This window comes from Streptomyces sp. HUAS 31, from assembly GCF_028198125.1.
Taxonomy (GTDB): domain Bacteria; phylum Actinomycetota; class Actinomycetes; order Streptomycetales; family Streptomycetaceae; genus Streptomyces; species Streptomyces chartreusis.
Map to the genome: position 1 here is coordinate 5,379,980 of NZ_CP116353.1, position 14,672 is coordinate 5,394,651.

Genomic DNA, 14,672 nt, shown 5'->3' on the forward strand with positions numbered 1-14,672 from the left:
AGCAGTGACCACCCCCGACCTTCCCCTCGCCCCGAACGGCGGCTGCGGCGACGACTGCGCCTGCGGCGGTGGCGAGGAGTACCTGGAGTGCGGCCTCGACCCCGCACTCGCCGAGCTCCTCGCCGAGGCGGGCCTGGACCCCGTCGAGGTCGAGGACATCGCGAACGTCGCCATCCAGGAGGACCTGGCGCACGGCGTGGACGTGACGACCGTCGCCACGATCCCCGAGGAAGCAGTGGCCACGGCCGACTTCGTGGCCCGTGAAGCGGGCGTGGTGGCGGGCCTCCGGGTCGCCGAGGCGGTCGTCTCGATCGTCTGCGAGGACGAGTTCGAGGTCGAGCGCCACGTCGAGGACGGCGAGCGGGTGGAGGCGGGCGACAAGCTCCTGTCGATCACCACCCGCACCCGTGACCTCCTGACGGCCGAGCGCAGCGCGCTGAACATCCTGTGCCGCCTGTCCGGCATCGCGACGGCCACGCGCGCGTGGGCGGACGTACTGGACGGCACCGGGGCGAAGGTCCGCGACACCCGCAAGACGACTCCGGGCCTGCGAGCCCTGGAGAAGTACGCGGTGCGCTGCGGAGGCGGAGTCAACCACCGCATGTCCCTGTCGGACGCGGCCCTGGTGAAGGACAACCACGTAGTGGCCGCAGGAGGGGTTGCGCAGGCCTTCAAGGCGGTCCGTGAGGCATTCCCCGACCTCGCCATCGAGGTCGAGGTGGACACCCTGCACCAGCTCCGCGAGGTCGTGGACGCGGGCGCCGACCTGATCCTGCTGGACAACTTCACGCCGGGCGAGTGCGAGGAGGCGGTGGCGATCGTGGCCGGCCGGGCAGCCCTCGAAGCCTCGGGCCGCCTGACCCTCGACAACGCCCGCGCGTACGCGACCACCGGCGTCGACTACCTCGCCGTCGGAGCCCTCACCCACTCCTCGCCGATCCTGGACATCGGCCTGGACCTGCGAGCGGCGGAGTAGGAACCGGCATGCTGCTCACCATCGACGTAGGCAACACGCACACCGTCCTCGGCCTCTTCGACGGCGAGGAAATCGTCGAACACTGGCGCATCTCCACGGACGCCCGCCGCACGGCCGACGAGCTCGCGGTCCTCCTCCAGGGCCTGATGGGCATGCACCCGCTCCTCGGCGACGAACTGGGCGACGGCATCGACGGCATCGCCATCTGCGCGACGGTCCCCTCCGTCCTGCACGAACTGCGCGAGGTGACCCGCCGCTACTACGGCGACGTCCCCGCCGTCCTGGTCGAACCGGGCGTGAAGACGGGCGTCCCGATCCTCACCGACAACCCCAAGGAGGTCGGCGCCGACCGCATCATCAACGCGGTCGCGGCGGTCGACCTCTACGGCGGCCCGGCGATCGTCGTCGACTTCGGTACGGCGACGACGTTCGACGCGGTGAGCGCGCGCGGCGAGTACATCGGCGGCGTCATCGCCCCCGGCATCGAGATCTCCGTGGAGGCCCTCGGCGTACGCGGCGCCCAACTCCGCAAGATCGAGGTGGCCCGCCCCCGCAGCGTCATCGGCAAGAACACGGTCGAGGCCATGCAGTCCGGCATCATCTACGGCTTCGCGGGCCAGGTCGACGGCGTGGTCAACCGCATGGCCCGCGAACTCGCGGACGACCCCGACGACGTCACGGTCATCGCCACGGGCGGCCTCGCCCCCATGGTCCTGGGCGAATCCTCGGTCATCGACGAACACGAACCCTGGCTGACCCTGATCGGACTCCGCCTGGTCTACGAACGCAACGTCTCCCGCATGTGACTGCGTCGCCGAAGCCGAGGGCCCTCGTGGACGCCGCGTCCCGGTGGCCCTCGGCACCACTGGGCCGAAGCGGCGGGGGCCGACCGGCGGAATGGCACGGAACGTCGGCGGCCGGTGCGCGCGGTCGGCGTACCCCCACGGCGCAGCACCCGCGTACGGCGGCAAGGGGACGTGCCGGGGGGTGTCCGCCCGCAGCGGCGGGCGTCAAGACACAGCACCCTTCTGATCCCGGGCAACCGCCCGACCGAGGACGGACACCCCCCGGCACGGCCCCGACCCACCACACACCCGCAGGCGCTACGCGAACCCCCACCCAGCAGCCACAGGCCGCCGCAGGCACCCCACCACCCGAGTGTCACCCCACGCCACACCCGCCCCTATATGCCGCGTTTGTCTGATTAGCGCGTATCGTCGGCGCATGCCCACGCCATACGGATCCCGCGGCGGCATGGCGTTCGGCGTGGAGGAGCTGCGTGTGCTCCGCCGCGCCCTCGACCTTGCCCTGACCCCCAGCCCCGCCCCGGCCCAGGACGTCGAGGCCTGTCTCCGTCTCGCCGAGAATCTCGACGAGGCGCTGCGCGAGGGCGCCCGAATGCGTGCCTTCCTGGTTGCCGACCTCGCCCGCTACCGCGCCGCCCTCCCCGGCACCGCAGCCGGCTACCTGACCCTCCTCGAAGAGGCCCTCGGCGCCGGCTACCCCCCGATCCCCGAGGATCTCGCCGCCCTCAGGGCCCTGCGCGGCAACCCCACCGCCGCCACCCTCCTGGCCCGCTGCCTGCCCCTGGAGCGCGACACCGCCCACCCGACGGCCCCGCGCACCACGCCGACCATCCCGGCGTCCCGTACCCACCTCCAGGCCGTTCCTGGAGGCCGTTCCACAGGCGCCCCCGGCACCCCCGGCACCCCCGCGCCCACCCCCGGCACCCCGCTCGACGTCCCAGCCCAGGCCGCCGCCCAGGAACCCGCCGAACAACCCCGCAAGAAGCCCGCAGAAAAGCCGGCGCCCCCCAAGCCCGACCCCGGCCCGGAGCGCACCCCCGCCGCCCCGAAGCCGACCCGCCCCATCCCAACCCCCGGCGAGGTCTTCCCCCGCCGCAAGCCGACCCCACCCCCCACCAACCCCTCCCAACACCTCGCGGCAGGCTGAAGCAGCACCCCCAGCACGTGGCCGCACCACTCGGGCCACACCTCGCACCCGGGCGGCCGTCTACGCACACCAGGCGGCCGCCCGCCTTGGCACCCACCGCCAGAACCCCCCACCCCCCTGGCTACCCTGGACGCATGGACTACGTCTCCGCACTCCTCCCCCCGGCCGTCATGGCCGTCTTCTTCATCGGTGTGATCCGAGTGATCGTGAAGACCCAGGGCGGAGCCAACAAGGCCAAGGAAGACGCCGTCGTGGACGCCGCCCTCGCGCGGGCGGAAGGTACCCGGCAGGCCTCCGCGGCCAAGGACGCCTGACATCGGCCGCTGCCCCCCGGTCGGCGGCGGCACGCACAACGGCGTACGACTCCAAGCCTCTCGCTTTCCGAGTCGTACGCCCTTTTTGTTCTCGTTTGCCAGAGAAACTGCACGTCCGGCACGCGAACAACCGTAACTCCCACTATTGTGCTGAACTGTGCCTCGCCCATTGGGAGAACTCGAAGACGCGGTCATGACGCGGGTGTGGAAGTGGAACCGCCCGGTGACCGTTCGAGAAGTCCTGGAAGATCTCCAGCAGGAACGGTCCATCGCGTACACAACGGTCATGACCGTTTTGGACAATCTCCATCAGAAGGGCTGGGTACGCCGCGAAGCGGAAGGCCGGGCCTATCGATATGAGGCGGTCTCCACCCGGGCCGCGTACTCCGCGGCCCTGATGAACGACGCCTGGTCGCAGAGTGACAACCCCGCCGCCGCACTCGTCGCCTTCTTCGGCATGATGAGCGAGGAACAGCGCCAGGCCCTGCGGGACGCCGTACGCATCGTCCAGGTCCCGGAAACCCTCGAACCCCCACCGGCGGCGTCGCCCGATACCCGCGCCGTAACGGACACCGATACCGGCCGCGTCGATACCGGCAGCACCGATACCAGCACCGATAGCGACAACACCGATACCCGCGGTTCCGATACTGCCCGTTCCGATACCGCTCGCGGCCAAACCCGACGCTCCCAAACCCGACGCAGCCAAACCCCCGCCCCGCATACCGGCACCGATACCCGGCCGGATACCGCAGGCGAGAACCCCGGCTCAGCACAGGAGCCCGACGGGCGATAGCGTCCGCTCATGTCAGCAGAGAGCCACTCGACCGGGACTCCCTCGGCCGAGAGCCCAGAAGTCAGCTCAAAAGCCATCACCGTCCGACGGGCCCGTACCAGCGATGTCCCGTCGGTACGTCGTCTCCTTGACGAGTACGTCCGCCGGCGCATCCTGCTCGACAAAGCCACGGTGACGCTTTACGAGGACATCCAGGAGTTCTGGGTCGCCGAACGTGACGACAACGGCGAGGTCGTCGGCTGCGGTGCGCTGCACGTGATGTGGGAAGACCTGGCGGAAGTGCGCACTCTCGCGGTGAAGCCCGGTCTGAAGGGCGCCGGCGTCGGTCACCAGTTGCTGGAGAAGTTGCTGCACACCGCTCGCTGGCTCGGCGTTCGACGCGTTTTCTGTCTGACCTTCGAAGAGGACTTCTTCAGCAAGCACGGCTTCGTCGAGATCGGTGAGACGCCGGTGGACACCGATGTCTACGCGGAGCTGCTGCGTTCCTATGACGAGGGCGTGGCGGAGTTCCTCGGTCTCGAACGAGTGAAACCGAACACCTTGGGCAACAGCCGGATGCTTCTGCATCTGTGATCGCGAAGGATCCTCCAAGGATCCGCAAGGTGTATTCCGCCCGACAGGCCGTGCCCAGGTGCCCTATGTCCGAAACGCGCATGTTTCCGGACGGTGCCCGGGCTGTGGGTCTCTCCCGGGGGTTTGTGTTTTTCCAGCAAAAGCGGTTTGCTTTCCGACGTACTGCAGTACTGCATATAACAGGGGACGGCGAAACGGCGGACGCCGCAGACCCCAGGCCCTCAAGTTATCGATGAAAGGAAATCCGGTGGCACAGAAGGTTCAGGTCCTTCTTGTCGACGACCTCGACGGCGGCGAGGCGGACGAGACCGTGACGTTCGCGCTGGACGGCAAGACGTACGAGATCGATCTCACGACTGCCAATGCGGACAAGCTCCGTGGCCTTCTCGACCCTTACGTGAAGGGCGGTCGTCGTACCGGAGGCCGCGCTTCGGGTGGTCGTGGAAAGGCGCGCGCCGCTTCCGGTGGCAGCCAGGACACCGCACAGATCCGCGCGTGGGCCAAGGAGAACGGCTACGAGGTCAACGACCGCGGCCGTGTTCCCGCGTCCATTCGTGAGGCATACGAGAAGGCCAACGCCTGATCCAGGGCAAAGCCTGATCCACGGAACAGGCCTATGGACGGGCCGGCGGCCGGGCGCACACGCGCTGCAGCCGCAGGCGGTGGCAGTGCGACGCCACCGTGTCCACAACCCGCACGAGATCGGGGGCGCCCCCACCGCCCCCGAGGGCCGACAACGTCGGCAGCGAGGCCTCGACCTCGCCCCCAGGCTCGGGGGGCCGCAGCCACACGGCGGCCCCCTGCACGGCACCGGAGCGGCCCAGGGGAAGCGGCCGCACACCACCGGGCCCCGACAGCCCCGCACGCCGTACGGCCCCCCTCGGTCCGGCATCGACGGGCCGCCGTACGGCCGCCCCGACCGGACCCGGTTCGTCGGTGCGGTGCCGTACGAAAGCCGACGGCCGCACCTCACCGGTGCGATGCCAGGCCGAGTACCAGGCGGAATGCCATACGGCCGCAGACGTCCCGATCGCCCGCGCGGGCAGCGGCGCCTCCATGAGGCCGCCCTCGCCGAGCGCCGTCAGGTCCAGCGGCAGCGCCCCCCACTCCAGCCAGGCCAGCACGCCCGGCACCTCCTCCGCGCAGCCCGCCGCGACGAGCAGCCGCATCCGGTCGCCCTGGACGGCCACCGGGGAGTGCGGCCCGAGATGGCGCAGTGCCGCACGGCCAGCCTCGGCCGGGACGTCCAGGACGTCGAAGCGCAGGCCCACCCGCAGGGCCGGCGGGGATCCGGGGGCCGTGGGCACCACCGGCCAGTCCAGTTCGTTCTCGTACCACCGCCGGACCTGATCGCTCGGATCGAGCGGCCGACGGGGGAAGGGGATCGCAGCGATGTCCGTGGTGATCGAGGGACGGGTGCCGACCATGCCAAGAGCAACCGCCGAATGGGCGTGCGGGTTACGCTGGGTGTGCTGACGGGTGCGCAGCGTGTCGAAAAAGGGGGCGTGCGGGGGTGTGGGGTGGCGCAAGGTTGTTCGCCCGTAGCGGAGGGAACCGGGGGGCGCGGCATGGAGTGTCAGTCCCAGCGGGTAAGACATCCCTAGTGGGAGGGGGCGACACGCAGGACAGTGAGTCTCACGTTCGCCATCGGCGTACTGATGGTGAGGGTAACTGCCTGGCCTGCGGGAACATCGTCTCGCACCATCGGGTTGGAGCAGATGTCGGCGTTCGGGGTCAGGAGGCCATCGACGGTGTCGGCAGTTGGAATGAGCGGTCCCCGCTTGCGGGACTAAGCTGCGGAAGGACAGGGAGGGGAAGTTCCCCCCACTGCCTGACCGCTCTGAGGAGCGATTAACGATGTTCGAGAGGTTCACCGACCGCGCGCGGCGGGTTGTCGTCCTGGCTCAGGAAGAAGCCCGGATGCTCAACCACAACTACATCGGCACCGAGCACATCCTCCTGGGCCTGATCCACGAGGGTGAGGGTGTCGCCGCCAAGGCCCTTGAGAGCCTCGGGATTTCGCTCGAGGCGGTCCGCCAGCAGGTGGAGGAGATCATCGGGCAGGGGCAGCAGGCCCCGTCCGGGCACATCCCCTTCACCCCCCGTGCCAAGAAAGTCCTGGAGCTGTCGCTCCGCGAGGCCCTTCAGCTGGGTCACAACTACATCGGCACGGAGCACATCCTGCTCGGCCTGATCCGTGAGGGCGAGGGCGTCGCCGCCCAGGTCCTGGTCAAGCTGGGCGCTGATCTCAACCGGGTGCGGCAGCAGGTCATCCAGCTGCTCTCCGGCTACCAGGGCAAGGAGACCGCCACCGCCGGCGGGCCTGCCGAGGGCACCCCCTCGACGTCCCTGGTCCTCGACCAGTTCGGCCGGAACCTCACCCAGGCCGCTCGTGAGTCCAAGCTCGACCCGGTCATCGGGCGCGAGAAGGAGATCGAGCGGGTCATGCAGGTGCTGTCCCGCCGTACCAAGAACAACCCGGTCCTGATCGGTGAGCCCGGCGTCGGCAAGACCGCCGTCGTCGAGGGCCTCGCCCAGGCCATCGTCAAGGGCGAGGTGCCCGAGACCCTCAAGGACAAGCACCTCTACACCCTGGACCTCGGCGCGCTGGTCGCCGGCTCCCGCTACCGCGGTGACTTCGAGGAGCGCCTGAAGAAGGTCCTCAAGGAGATCCGCACCCGCGGCGACATCATCCTGTTCATCGACGAGCTGCACACGCTGGTCGGTGCGGGTGCCGCCGAGGGCGCCATCGACGCCGCTTCGATCCTGAAGCCGATGCTGGCGCGCGGTGAGCTGCAGACCATCGGTGCGACGACGCTGGACGAGTACCGCAAGCACCTGGAGAAGGACGCGGCCCTCGAGCGCCGCTTCCAGCCCATCCAGGTCGCCGAGCCGTCCCTGCCGCACACGATCGAGATCCTCAAGGGTCTGCGTGACCGGTACGAGGCCCACCACCGCGTCTCCATCACCGACGAGGCGCTGGTCCAGGCCGCCACCCTGGCCGACCGGTACATCTCGGACCGCTTCCTGCCGGACAAGGCGATCGACCTGATCGACGAGGCCGGCTCCCGGATGCGCATCCGCCGGATGACCGCGCCGCCGGACCTGCGCGAGTTCGACGAGAAGATCGCGGGCGTGCGCCGCGACAAGGAGTCCGCGATCGACTCGCAGGACTTCGAGAAGGCCGCTTCGCTGCGCGACAAGGAGAAGCAGCTCCTGGCCGCCAAGGCCAAGCGCGAGAAGGAGTGGAAGGCCGGCGACATGGACGTCGTCGCCGAGGTCGACGGCGAGCTGATCGCCGAGGTCCTCGCGACCGCCACCGGCATCCCGGTCTTCAAGCTGACCGAGGAGGAGTCCTCGCGTCTGCTGCGCATGGAGGACGAGCTCCACAAGCGGGTCATCGGCCAGAAGGACGCCGTCAAGGCGCTGTCGAAGGCGATCCGCCGCACGCGTGCCGGTCTGAAGGACCCGAAGCGTCCCGGTGGCTCGTTCATCTTCGCCGGCCCGTCCGGTGTCGGTAAGACCGAGCTGTCCAAGGCGCTCGCCGAGTTCCTCTTCGGTGACGAGGACGCGCTGATCTCCCTCGACATGTCGGAGTTCAGCGAGAAGCACACGGTGTCGCGTCTCTTCGGTTCGCCCCCCGGCTACGTGGGCTACGAAGAGGGCGGCCAGCTGACCGAGAAGGTCCGCCGCAAGCCGTTCTCCGTCGTCCTCTTCGACGAGGTCGAGAAGGCCCACCCGGACATCTTCAACTCGCTGCTGCAGATCCTGGAGGACGGTCGTCTGACCGACTCCCAGGGCCGGGTCGTGGACTTCAAGAACACGGTCATCATCATGACGACCAACCTCGGCACCCGGGACATCTCCAAGGGCTTCAACCTGGGCTTCGCGGCCTCGGGTGACACGAAGTCCAACTACGAGCGCATGAAGAACAAGGTCCAGGACGAGCTCAAGCAGCACTTCCGGCCCGAGTTCCTCAACCGCGTCGACGACGTGGTCGTCTTCCCGCAGCTGACCCAGGACGACATCCTCGCGATCGTCGACCTGATGATCGGCAAGGTCGACGAGCGCCTGAAGGACCGGGACATGGGCATCGAGCTCTCCCAGTCCGCCAAGGAGCTGCTGTCCAAGAAGGGCTACGACCCGGTGCTGGGCGCGCGGCCGCTGCGCCGCACGATCCAGCGCGAGATCGAGGACTCGCTGTCGGAGAAGATCCTCTTCGGCGAGCTGCGTCCCGGTCACATCGTGGTCGTCGACACGGAGGGCGAGGGCGAGACCAAGACCTTCACCTTCCGCGGTGAGGAGAAGTCGGCGCTGCCGGACGTCCCGCCGATCGAGCAGGCGGCCGGTGGTACCGGACCGAACCTGAGCAAGGAGGCCTAGCCGCCGCGCTGGGCCTGAGCAGAAGGGGCTGCCCCGGGACTTGGTCCCGGGGCAGCCCCTTCTGTGTGCCTCGTGGCTTGTGCCTCGTGCTTCGTCAGGAAAGCTGCCCGTCGTAGTCCGGCAGCTTGTACGTCTTCTCGGCGTGGCCGCCCGACAGGTCGGTGGCGCTGTTGCCGATGTTCGCGATGATCGTGTAGCCCTTGTTCTCGATGTCGACGCGCTGGGCCGTCTTGTAGTCGGCGACGTTCTTGAACAGGTCGAAGAAGCCGCGCACGTACAGGCCGGAGACCTTGTAGCCGACGTACTTGAGGTTGTAGTCGGTCACCCCGGCGATGATGCCCGGGCGCGCCGTCACGAAGAACACCGAGACGCCGTGCTCCTGGGCGTACTTGGCCACCTCCAGGGCCGGCTTGTTGGCCGGCTGCGGGTAGCTGAAGCCGAAGTCCGTCTCCAGGGTCGTGTTGTCGATGTCGAAGACGACCGCCTGCTTCTCACCCGGCTTGGTGTCGGCGATCCGCTGCTTCAGATAGGGCAGTGCCTGGTTCATGACCGCCTGGCAGTCCTTCTGCCAGGTGTCGTAGTCCACATCCTCGGCCGCCGCGGTGGCGGTGGCGGTGGTCGAGGTGCTCGCGGCCGTGGCCGCTTCGGCGGGGACCGCGAGGGCCACGAGGGCGGCCGCGGAAACAGTGCCGACCGCTATACGGCGCGCCCAGGGCTGGCGAAGCGTCATGTGGGGGGTTCCTCTCACGTCACGTGCGCTCTGTTGTTGTCGCGTGCATGGTCGTGGGTGGGGGTGGCGTGAGGGGAACGGTAAGGTTACTGAAGGGTAAGTCGCTAGAGGTGTGCGTCACTTGTTGCCTGCCGCTCAGTCCTCGATCTTGTTGAGTTTGATGTGGTCGGGAAGTTTGTCCGCGTTGCGAAGGCGTGCAGTGAATGTCTTCACGCGGGTCAGGCGGGGGTGCGCCGAAAGCGGAGCCAGGTCGAGCTCCTCGGCGAAGAACACGATCAAGGTGGTCATTTCGGGGAACACCGTGACGGCGTCTCGTAGATCGGCCGACGGCCTGCCCTTGAGGGCCAGGTTGACGGTCTGCAGTTTCTCCAGACGGATGCCATGCCTCGCGAGATTGGTGAGCTCGTCGGGATTCAGGAACAGGCTGACGAGCTTCGGCAGGGACGTGACGAAGTGCCAGTCCTCGGGGCTGACGGGGGCATCCAGCATCAGCCGGAGTTCGTTGAGTGAGGGGAATCCGGCCAGTGCGGAGAGGCCACGCGCGTTCGGAGGCAGGAAGAGGCATTCCAGAGAAGCTCCGGCGAACGCGCGCAGGGTGCTGATGTCATCGAGACCTGGGAGCTGATTCAGGATCAGCACTCTCAGGGGCATCGCGGGCAGTGTGGCAAGGGACAAAACCTGTGGGCAGTCCTGAAGATGGAGCCTGTCAAGGTTCTGATAGGGCTCGAGGAAACCGAGGTCGGAGACGGGGCTGTGCAGTAATGCCAGATTCCTGAGCTTCTGCCCGTCGAGCGAGTTCCGGATCTGAGCAGGGCTGAAGTCGCCGGACAGAGTGACGTCGCTGTAGCTTCCCAGCCGACTGAGCCTCGCGAGCTCATCCGGCGTGTGGACGGTGATGTCCGTCCTACCCGCCTCCAGCAGGTGACGGATGATCTCATTCGCGTACGTCTCGGTGTCGAACCTGTCCCAGTGGAAGCCCAGTTGATTGCGAACCACTCCACTCTCGTGGTCCCGGTACCGCACCACGCACGGCAGCGCGGCATCCCCGCCGATCAGACATGCACTCTCGACGGTGTACGCCGCGGATTGGTCGCTCAGCCCTTCCGGACCCGGCAGCAACTCCAGCACCAGGGGTCCCAACTCGGCCAGCTCCCGCGCCTCGTCCTGATTGCGCGGCGGAAGCAGCTCCCCCGCCCGTCGTTCCACCTCCGCCCGCACCCCCGGATCCAGCTTCGCCGCATGTTCCAGGGATGCCATGGCCAGCAGATGGAGCCGGCCGCGATGGGCCGGCTCCCGGTCGCCCCGTTCGACCAGTCCCGTGAGCAGCCGCCCCCGCTCGTCCGCCCGCGCATGGGCCACCGCCATCCGGATCACGTCCTCCCACTGGTCCAGGTGGCCATGGGCGACGAGGACGTCGAAGTCGCGTTCCTCCACGGCGGCCCGTGCCCCGAGGTGGTCCTGGAAGGTGCGGTGGACGAAGTCCACGGTGTCGGTGGCCGGTTCGCGCAGCAGCCCGCTGCGGACCAGCAGATGCCGCAGGATCTCCTCGGCCGAGCCCTGGGCGGCGACGTACGGCATGGCAGGCAGCAGGCGTTCCAGCTGGTGGACGGCGTCCGCGCGGTCCATCTCCGCCCGGCCGTTGCGGATCAGCCAGTAGGCGAGCCGTTGGAGCAGCTCGACCTGGGACTCCTCGTCCAGTTCGACGCTCAGGTCGCGTTCGCGGTCCCGGCGTTCCAGGAGCATCGACAGTGCGGCGTCGTACAACGCCTTGCGGCCGCGTGGCAGGAAGCCCCGGCGTTCGCGGTGCAGGGCGCAGATCAGGGCGCACATCAGCGGGTTGGTCGCCAGGCGCCCGAGATCCTGCTTGGTCCGCACCGACGACAGCAGTGCCGCGCCCAGGGCCGGGTCGGCGCCCGCCGCCTCGTGCCAGCGGCGCACGAACACCGCGATGTTGTCGCGGCTCATGGGGGAGAGGGTGAGCTCGGTGAAGTCCTCGCCGCCCAGCCACTCGTCCCGTACCGCCGACGGACGCGAGGTCACCAGCCACAGGTTGCCGGGGAACGCGGCGAGCAGGTCGGCGAGCCAGCGCCGGGTGCGGGCCCGCTCCTGCTCGGGGACCTCGTCGACGCCGTCGACCAGCAGCACCCCCCGTCCGGCGGCGAGCACCCGGTCCGCCCAGCCGGACGGCTGGGAGCCGGCCAGCGGGCAGCTGACCGAGCCGAGGAAGTCACCGGGAACGGGTAGCAGGGCGCCGCCCCGGGTGAGGGTGCGCAGCGGCAGGACGAAGGGCACGCGGCCCATGAGGTGGGCGAGCCGGCCGGTCAGCTCCTCCTGGCGGGCGGTGGTGACGGCGAGCCACTGCACGAGCGTGGTCTTGCCGGACCCGGCGACGCCGCGCAGCAGCACCCGCTCGTGCCCGGCGAGCGCCTGCTCGACGGGCCTGGGCGTGGGCGACGGCCGGCCGAGCCCGGCCCCGTCCTCCGGCAGCGCGTGGATCTCCCCGGCCCGCGTCGCCTCCAGGCTCAGATACGCCGTGTCGAGCGGCCAGTCGGCGCATTCGTTCAGATCGACGCCGTAGATGGTGAGCCGGCTGTGCCTGGTCGCGAGGTAGTGCGCGTACTGCTGCTCGAAGGCCGCGTCCTGTGCGGAGCGCGAGGTCAGGCGCTCGACCAGGAGGTCGGTGAGCCGGATCAGCTGGTCCAGCTGCCGGCTCTGCTCGACCAGGGTGCGGGCCACGAAGGTCGAGCGCTGGGTGAAGAAGTGCAGGATGTGCACGCAGGCGCTGTTGAGGAGGTGGAAGTAGAGGAACGTGGAGTCGTGGCTGAGGTCCCTCAGCAGCCGGTCGCCGCCCGCCTCTGTGTGCAGCTTGTCGGCCAGCGCCTCGTAGCCGAGCCGTACGGCCTCCAGGTCGTCGAGGTCCAGATCGCCGAGCGAGTGCAGGGTCCGCAGCAGCGCCCACGCGACTGCCTCCAGCTCGGCCTCGTCCAGGGGTGCCTCGCGTGTCTCGCGTGCCGCCCTCTCCACCAGCTCGCGGACGAGTCTGCGTAACTCCTTGTCGCCGAGCTTGCGCTTCTCGCCCCGGAACGAGACCAGCGCCGACAGCCGTACGGGCCGGTCGACCAGGCCGGCACCCGGTCCTGCCTGCACGAACAGCCTTTTCACCAGCGGGCCGACCAGACCGGACGCGATTTTCGTGCCGATGACCGTCGGATCCACGCGGCCTCCCCCTGAGTGCCCTCCCAGACGGAACAGCAGCGTAGTGCCCGTCACATTCCGGGGTCTTCCGATTGCGTAGGGCGGTGACATGCCGCACAGGCGATTTGTCCGTTACTAGCGGGAATAGTGGAAAGGATTCTGAAGGGCAAAACGGACTTTAGATATGAAAACTGGCGGGCGGTTTTGGCGTTGACCCTAGTTCGTCCGTATTGGGCGCTCTGTCAAGATGCGGGGATTTTTGCTGCGGAGTACTAGCCCTCGTCGTAGTTGGGGGGTTTTGGGGTTGGGGTCCGGCGGGGTTACCAAGGGATGGCCATCCGGCGACCGCATGTGTCGGGTGGTTTTCCCTGTCGTCGTACCCGTGAGGTTTCGAATGTCCCCGCGCTTCTCGTTCCGTTCGCCCCGTACGTCCGCGCTCCGCACCCGTGCTGCTGTGCTGGCCGCCGGACTGGGAGCATCGGTCGTGCTGGGCGCCGGAGGCGCGGTCGCTGCTGAGATGACCTCCGCCCCCGCCGCTCCCGCCGCCGTGCAGGCCCAGACCGTCGCCGTGAAGAAGGCGGCCGCCAAGAAGGCCGCCGCGAAGAAGGCCCCGGCCAAGAAGGCCGTCTCCTGGGTCAAGCCGGTCAAGAAGTACACGAAGTCCGCCAGCTTCGCGCAGGCCGGCGGCATGTGGCAGTCCACCCACAGCGGTCAGGACTTCGCCGTCCCGACCGGCACCCAGGTCGTCGCCGCGCACGGCGGCACCGTCGTCAAGGCCGGCGGCAACGGCGCCGGTGACGGTCCCGCGTACGGCAACGCCATCGTCATCAAGCACGGCAACGGGACCTTCTCCCAGTACGCCCACCTGTCGCGCATCGACGTGAAGATCGGCCAGGTCGTCAAGACCGGCCAGAAGATAGCCAAGTCCGGCAACACCGGTAACTCCAGCGGTCCGCACCTGCACTTCGAGATCCGCAAGACCGCCAACTACGGCTCCGCCGTCGACCCCGTGGCCTTCCTTCGGGCCAACGGCCTCTCGATCTGAGGCGCTGAGCCGGTCAGGCGCCCTTGTGTGCCTGAGTGATCAGATCCGTGGCGACCTCGAGGATGGCCTTGCGCTTCTCCTCGGGGTCGCCTTCGAGGTCCTTCATCACGAACATCCCGGCGTGCATGGTGAACAGGGCGCTGATGCAGCGCACCTGGTCCACCAGGTCGGCGTCCGGGTCGATGATGATGTCCCGCATGCCGAGCATGCGGTCCTTGAACGTCTCGCCGATGCTCAGCTCGCGGACGGTCGCCTGGTTCTCCTGCATGAAGCGGAACAGGGGCGACGCGCCGGCCAGGGCCTCGCTGTAGCGGCGTACGATCTCCTGCTTGGTCTCCAGGGTGTGCGGCTGCTGCCTGCCCCAGTCGATCAGTTCCTCGATCGGCTTCGTCAGATCCTCGAAGAGGCTGACGATGATCTCTTCCTTGGTCTTGAAGTGGTAGTACAGGGCCGCCTTCGTGACCTCCAGGCGCTCGGCGATCTCGCGCAGTGAGGTCTTCTCGTAGCCCTGCTCGGCGAAGAGTTCGAGGGCTACGTCCTGGATGCGCTGGCGGGTGTTCCCGCGGCGCCGCTGCTTGGTGCCGTCCATGGTGCCACCCATCCTCGTGCTTCTCGGCTTTCCAGAAAACTTACTTGACGCCCGGCTAGTTACGCATCTACCTTCCTTCAGTGTAGGCAACTAGCCGGGCGGCAAGTAAGTAGCTGGG

General features: G+C 68.5%; 13 protein-coding genes. 9 read left to right on the top strand and 4 right to left on the bottom strand.

Features of this window, described 5'->3' with window-relative positions:
• Positions 1-4 precede the first annotated feature (4 nt).
• The 7 genes from nadC (at position 5) to PGH47_RS24060 (ending at position 5,195) form a co-directional block, all read left to right on the top strand.
• Positions 5-976, top strand: a complete 972-nt coding sequence (nadC, locus tag PGH47_RS24030) for a carboxylating nicotinate-nucleotide diphosphorylase (RefSeq protein WP_107904514.1) — start codon at positions 5-7, stop codon at positions 974-976.
• 8 nt (positions 977-984) lie between these two features.
• Positions 985-1,782: a type III pantothenate kinase gene (locus PGH47_RS24035; RefSeq protein ID WP_030967788.1), complete on the top strand. Its 798-nt coding sequence runs from the start codon at positions 985-987 to the stop codon at positions 1,780-1,782.
• Positions 1,783-2,230: 448 nt separating this feature from the next.
• Positions 2,231-2,929, top strand: a complete 699-nt coding sequence (locus tag PGH47_RS24040; protein WP_271668136.1) for a hypothetical protein — start codon at positions 2,231-2,233, stop codon at positions 2,927-2,929.
• 134 nt (positions 2,930-3,063) lie between these two features.
• Positions 3,064-3,243: a hypothetical protein gene (locus tag PGH47_RS24045; protein ID WP_030959269.1), complete on the top strand. Its 180-nt coding sequence runs from the start codon at positions 3,064-3,066 to the stop codon at positions 3,241-3,243.
• A gap of 193 nt (positions 3,244-3,436) precedes the next feature.
• Positions 3,437-4,039, top strand: coding sequence for a BlaI/MecI/CopY family transcriptional regulator (locus tag PGH47_RS24050; RefSeq protein ID WP_271665169.1), 603 nt, complete (start codon positions 3,437-3,439; stop codon positions 4,037-4,039).
• A gap of 9 nt (positions 4,040-4,048) precedes the next feature.
• Positions 4,049-4,612 (top strand): amino-acid N-acetyltransferase, encoded by a 564-nt coding sequence (locus PGH47_RS24055; protein WP_107904505.1) that lies wholly within the window; start codon positions 4,049-4,051, stop codon positions 4,610-4,612.
• A 247-nt stretch (positions 4,613-4,859) separates the two neighbouring features.
• Positions 4,860-5,195: a histone-like nucleoid-structuring protein Lsr2 gene (locus tag PGH47_RS24060; RefSeq protein ID WP_030959275.1), complete on the top strand. Its 336-nt coding sequence runs from the start codon at positions 4,860-4,862 to the stop codon at positions 5,193-5,195.
• A gap of 31 nt (positions 5,196-5,226) precedes the next feature.
• Here the strand turns inward: PGH47_RS24060 and PGH47_RS24065 are convergent, their stop codons facing one another.
• Positions 5,227-6,039, bottom strand: coding sequence for an SCO3374 family protein (locus PGH47_RS24065; RefSeq protein WP_271665170.1), 813 nt, complete (start codon positions 6,037-6,039; stop codon positions 5,227-5,229).
• Positions 6,040-6,469: 430 nt separating this feature from the next.
• Here PGH47_RS24065 and PGH47_RS24070 point away from each other — a divergent pair, with 430 nt between their 5' ends.
• Entirely contained in the window at positions 6,470-8,995 is a 2,526-nt protein-coding gene (locus PGH47_RS24070; protein WP_030947794.1) for an ATP-dependent Clp protease ATP-binding subunit, read from the top strand.
• A gap of 94 nt (positions 8,996-9,089) precedes the next feature.
• On the opposite strand, the gene PGH47_RS24075 is transcribed toward PGH47_RS24070, so the two are convergent.
• Together PGH47_RS24075 and PGH47_RS24080 are read right to left on the bottom strand one after the other, a co-directional pair.
• Positions 9,090-9,725, bottom strand: coding sequence for an HAD family acid phosphatase (locus PGH47_RS24075; RefSeq protein ID WP_126902199.1), 636 nt, complete (start codon positions 9,723-9,725; stop codon positions 9,090-9,092).
• 135 nt (positions 9,726-9,860) lie between these two features.
• A complete protein-coding gene (locus tag PGH47_RS24080; RefSeq protein ID WP_271665171.1) occupies positions 9,861-12,941 on the bottom strand; it encodes an NACHT domain-containing protein in 3,081 nt (1,026 codons plus the stop codon).
• Positions 12,942-13,314: 373 nt separating this feature from the next.
• Here PGH47_RS24080 and PGH47_RS24085 point away from each other — a divergent pair, with 373 nt between their 5' ends.
• Entirely contained in the window at positions 13,315-13,965 is a 651-nt protein-coding gene (locus PGH47_RS24085) for a M23 family metallopeptidase (RefSeq protein ID WP_271665172.1), read from the top strand.
• Positions 13,966-13,978: 13 nt separating this feature from the next.
• Here the strand turns inward: PGH47_RS24085 and PGH47_RS24090 are convergent, their stop codons facing one another.
• Positions 13,979-14,566, bottom strand: a complete 588-nt coding sequence (locus tag PGH47_RS24090; protein WP_107904497.1) for a TetR/AcrR family transcriptional regulator — start codon at positions 14,564-14,566, stop codon at positions 13,979-13,981.
• Positions 14,567-14,672: the final 106 nt, after the last annotated feature.

Coding starts and splice junctions, on each gene's coding strand:
- PGH47_RS24090 (WP_107904497.1), bottom strand. CDS start 14,566: ATGGGTGGCACCATGGACGGCACCAAGCAGCGGCGCCGCGGGAACACC.
- PGH47_RS24045 (WP_030959269.1), top strand. CDS start 3,064: ATGGACTACGTCTCCGCACTCCTCCCCCCGGCCGTCATGGCCGTCTTC.
- PGH47_RS24050 (WP_271665169.1), top strand. CDS start 3,437: ATGACGCGGGTGTGGAAGTGGAACCGCCCGGTGACCGTTCGAGAAGTC.
- PGH47_RS24040 (WP_271668136.1), top strand. CDS start 2,231: ATGGCGTTCGGCGTGGAGGAGCTGCGTGTGCTCCGCCGCGCCCTCGAC.
- PGH47_RS24075 (WP_126902199.1), bottom strand. CDS start 9,725: ATGACGCTTCGCCAGCCCTGGGCGCGCCGTATAGCGGTCGGCACTGTT.
- PGH47_RS24070 (WP_030947794.1), top strand. CDS start 6,470: ATGTTCGAGAGGTTCACCGACCGCGCGCGGCGGGTTGTCGTCCTGGCT.
- PGH47_RS24055 (WP_107904505.1), top strand. CDS start 4,049: ATGTCAGCAGAGAGCCACTCGACCGGGACTCCCTCGGCCGAGAGCCCA.
- PGH47_RS24085 (WP_271665172.1), top strand. CDS start 13,315: ATGTCCCCGCGCTTCTCGTTCCGTTCGCCCCGTACGTCCGCGCTCCGC.
- PGH47_RS24035 (WP_030967788.1), top strand. CDS start 985: ATGCTGCTCACCATCGACGTAGGCAACACGCACACCGTCCTCGGCCTC.
- PGH47_RS24065 (WP_271665170.1), bottom strand. CDS start 6,039: ATGGTCGGCACCCGTCCCTCGATCACCACGGACATCGCTGCGATCCCC.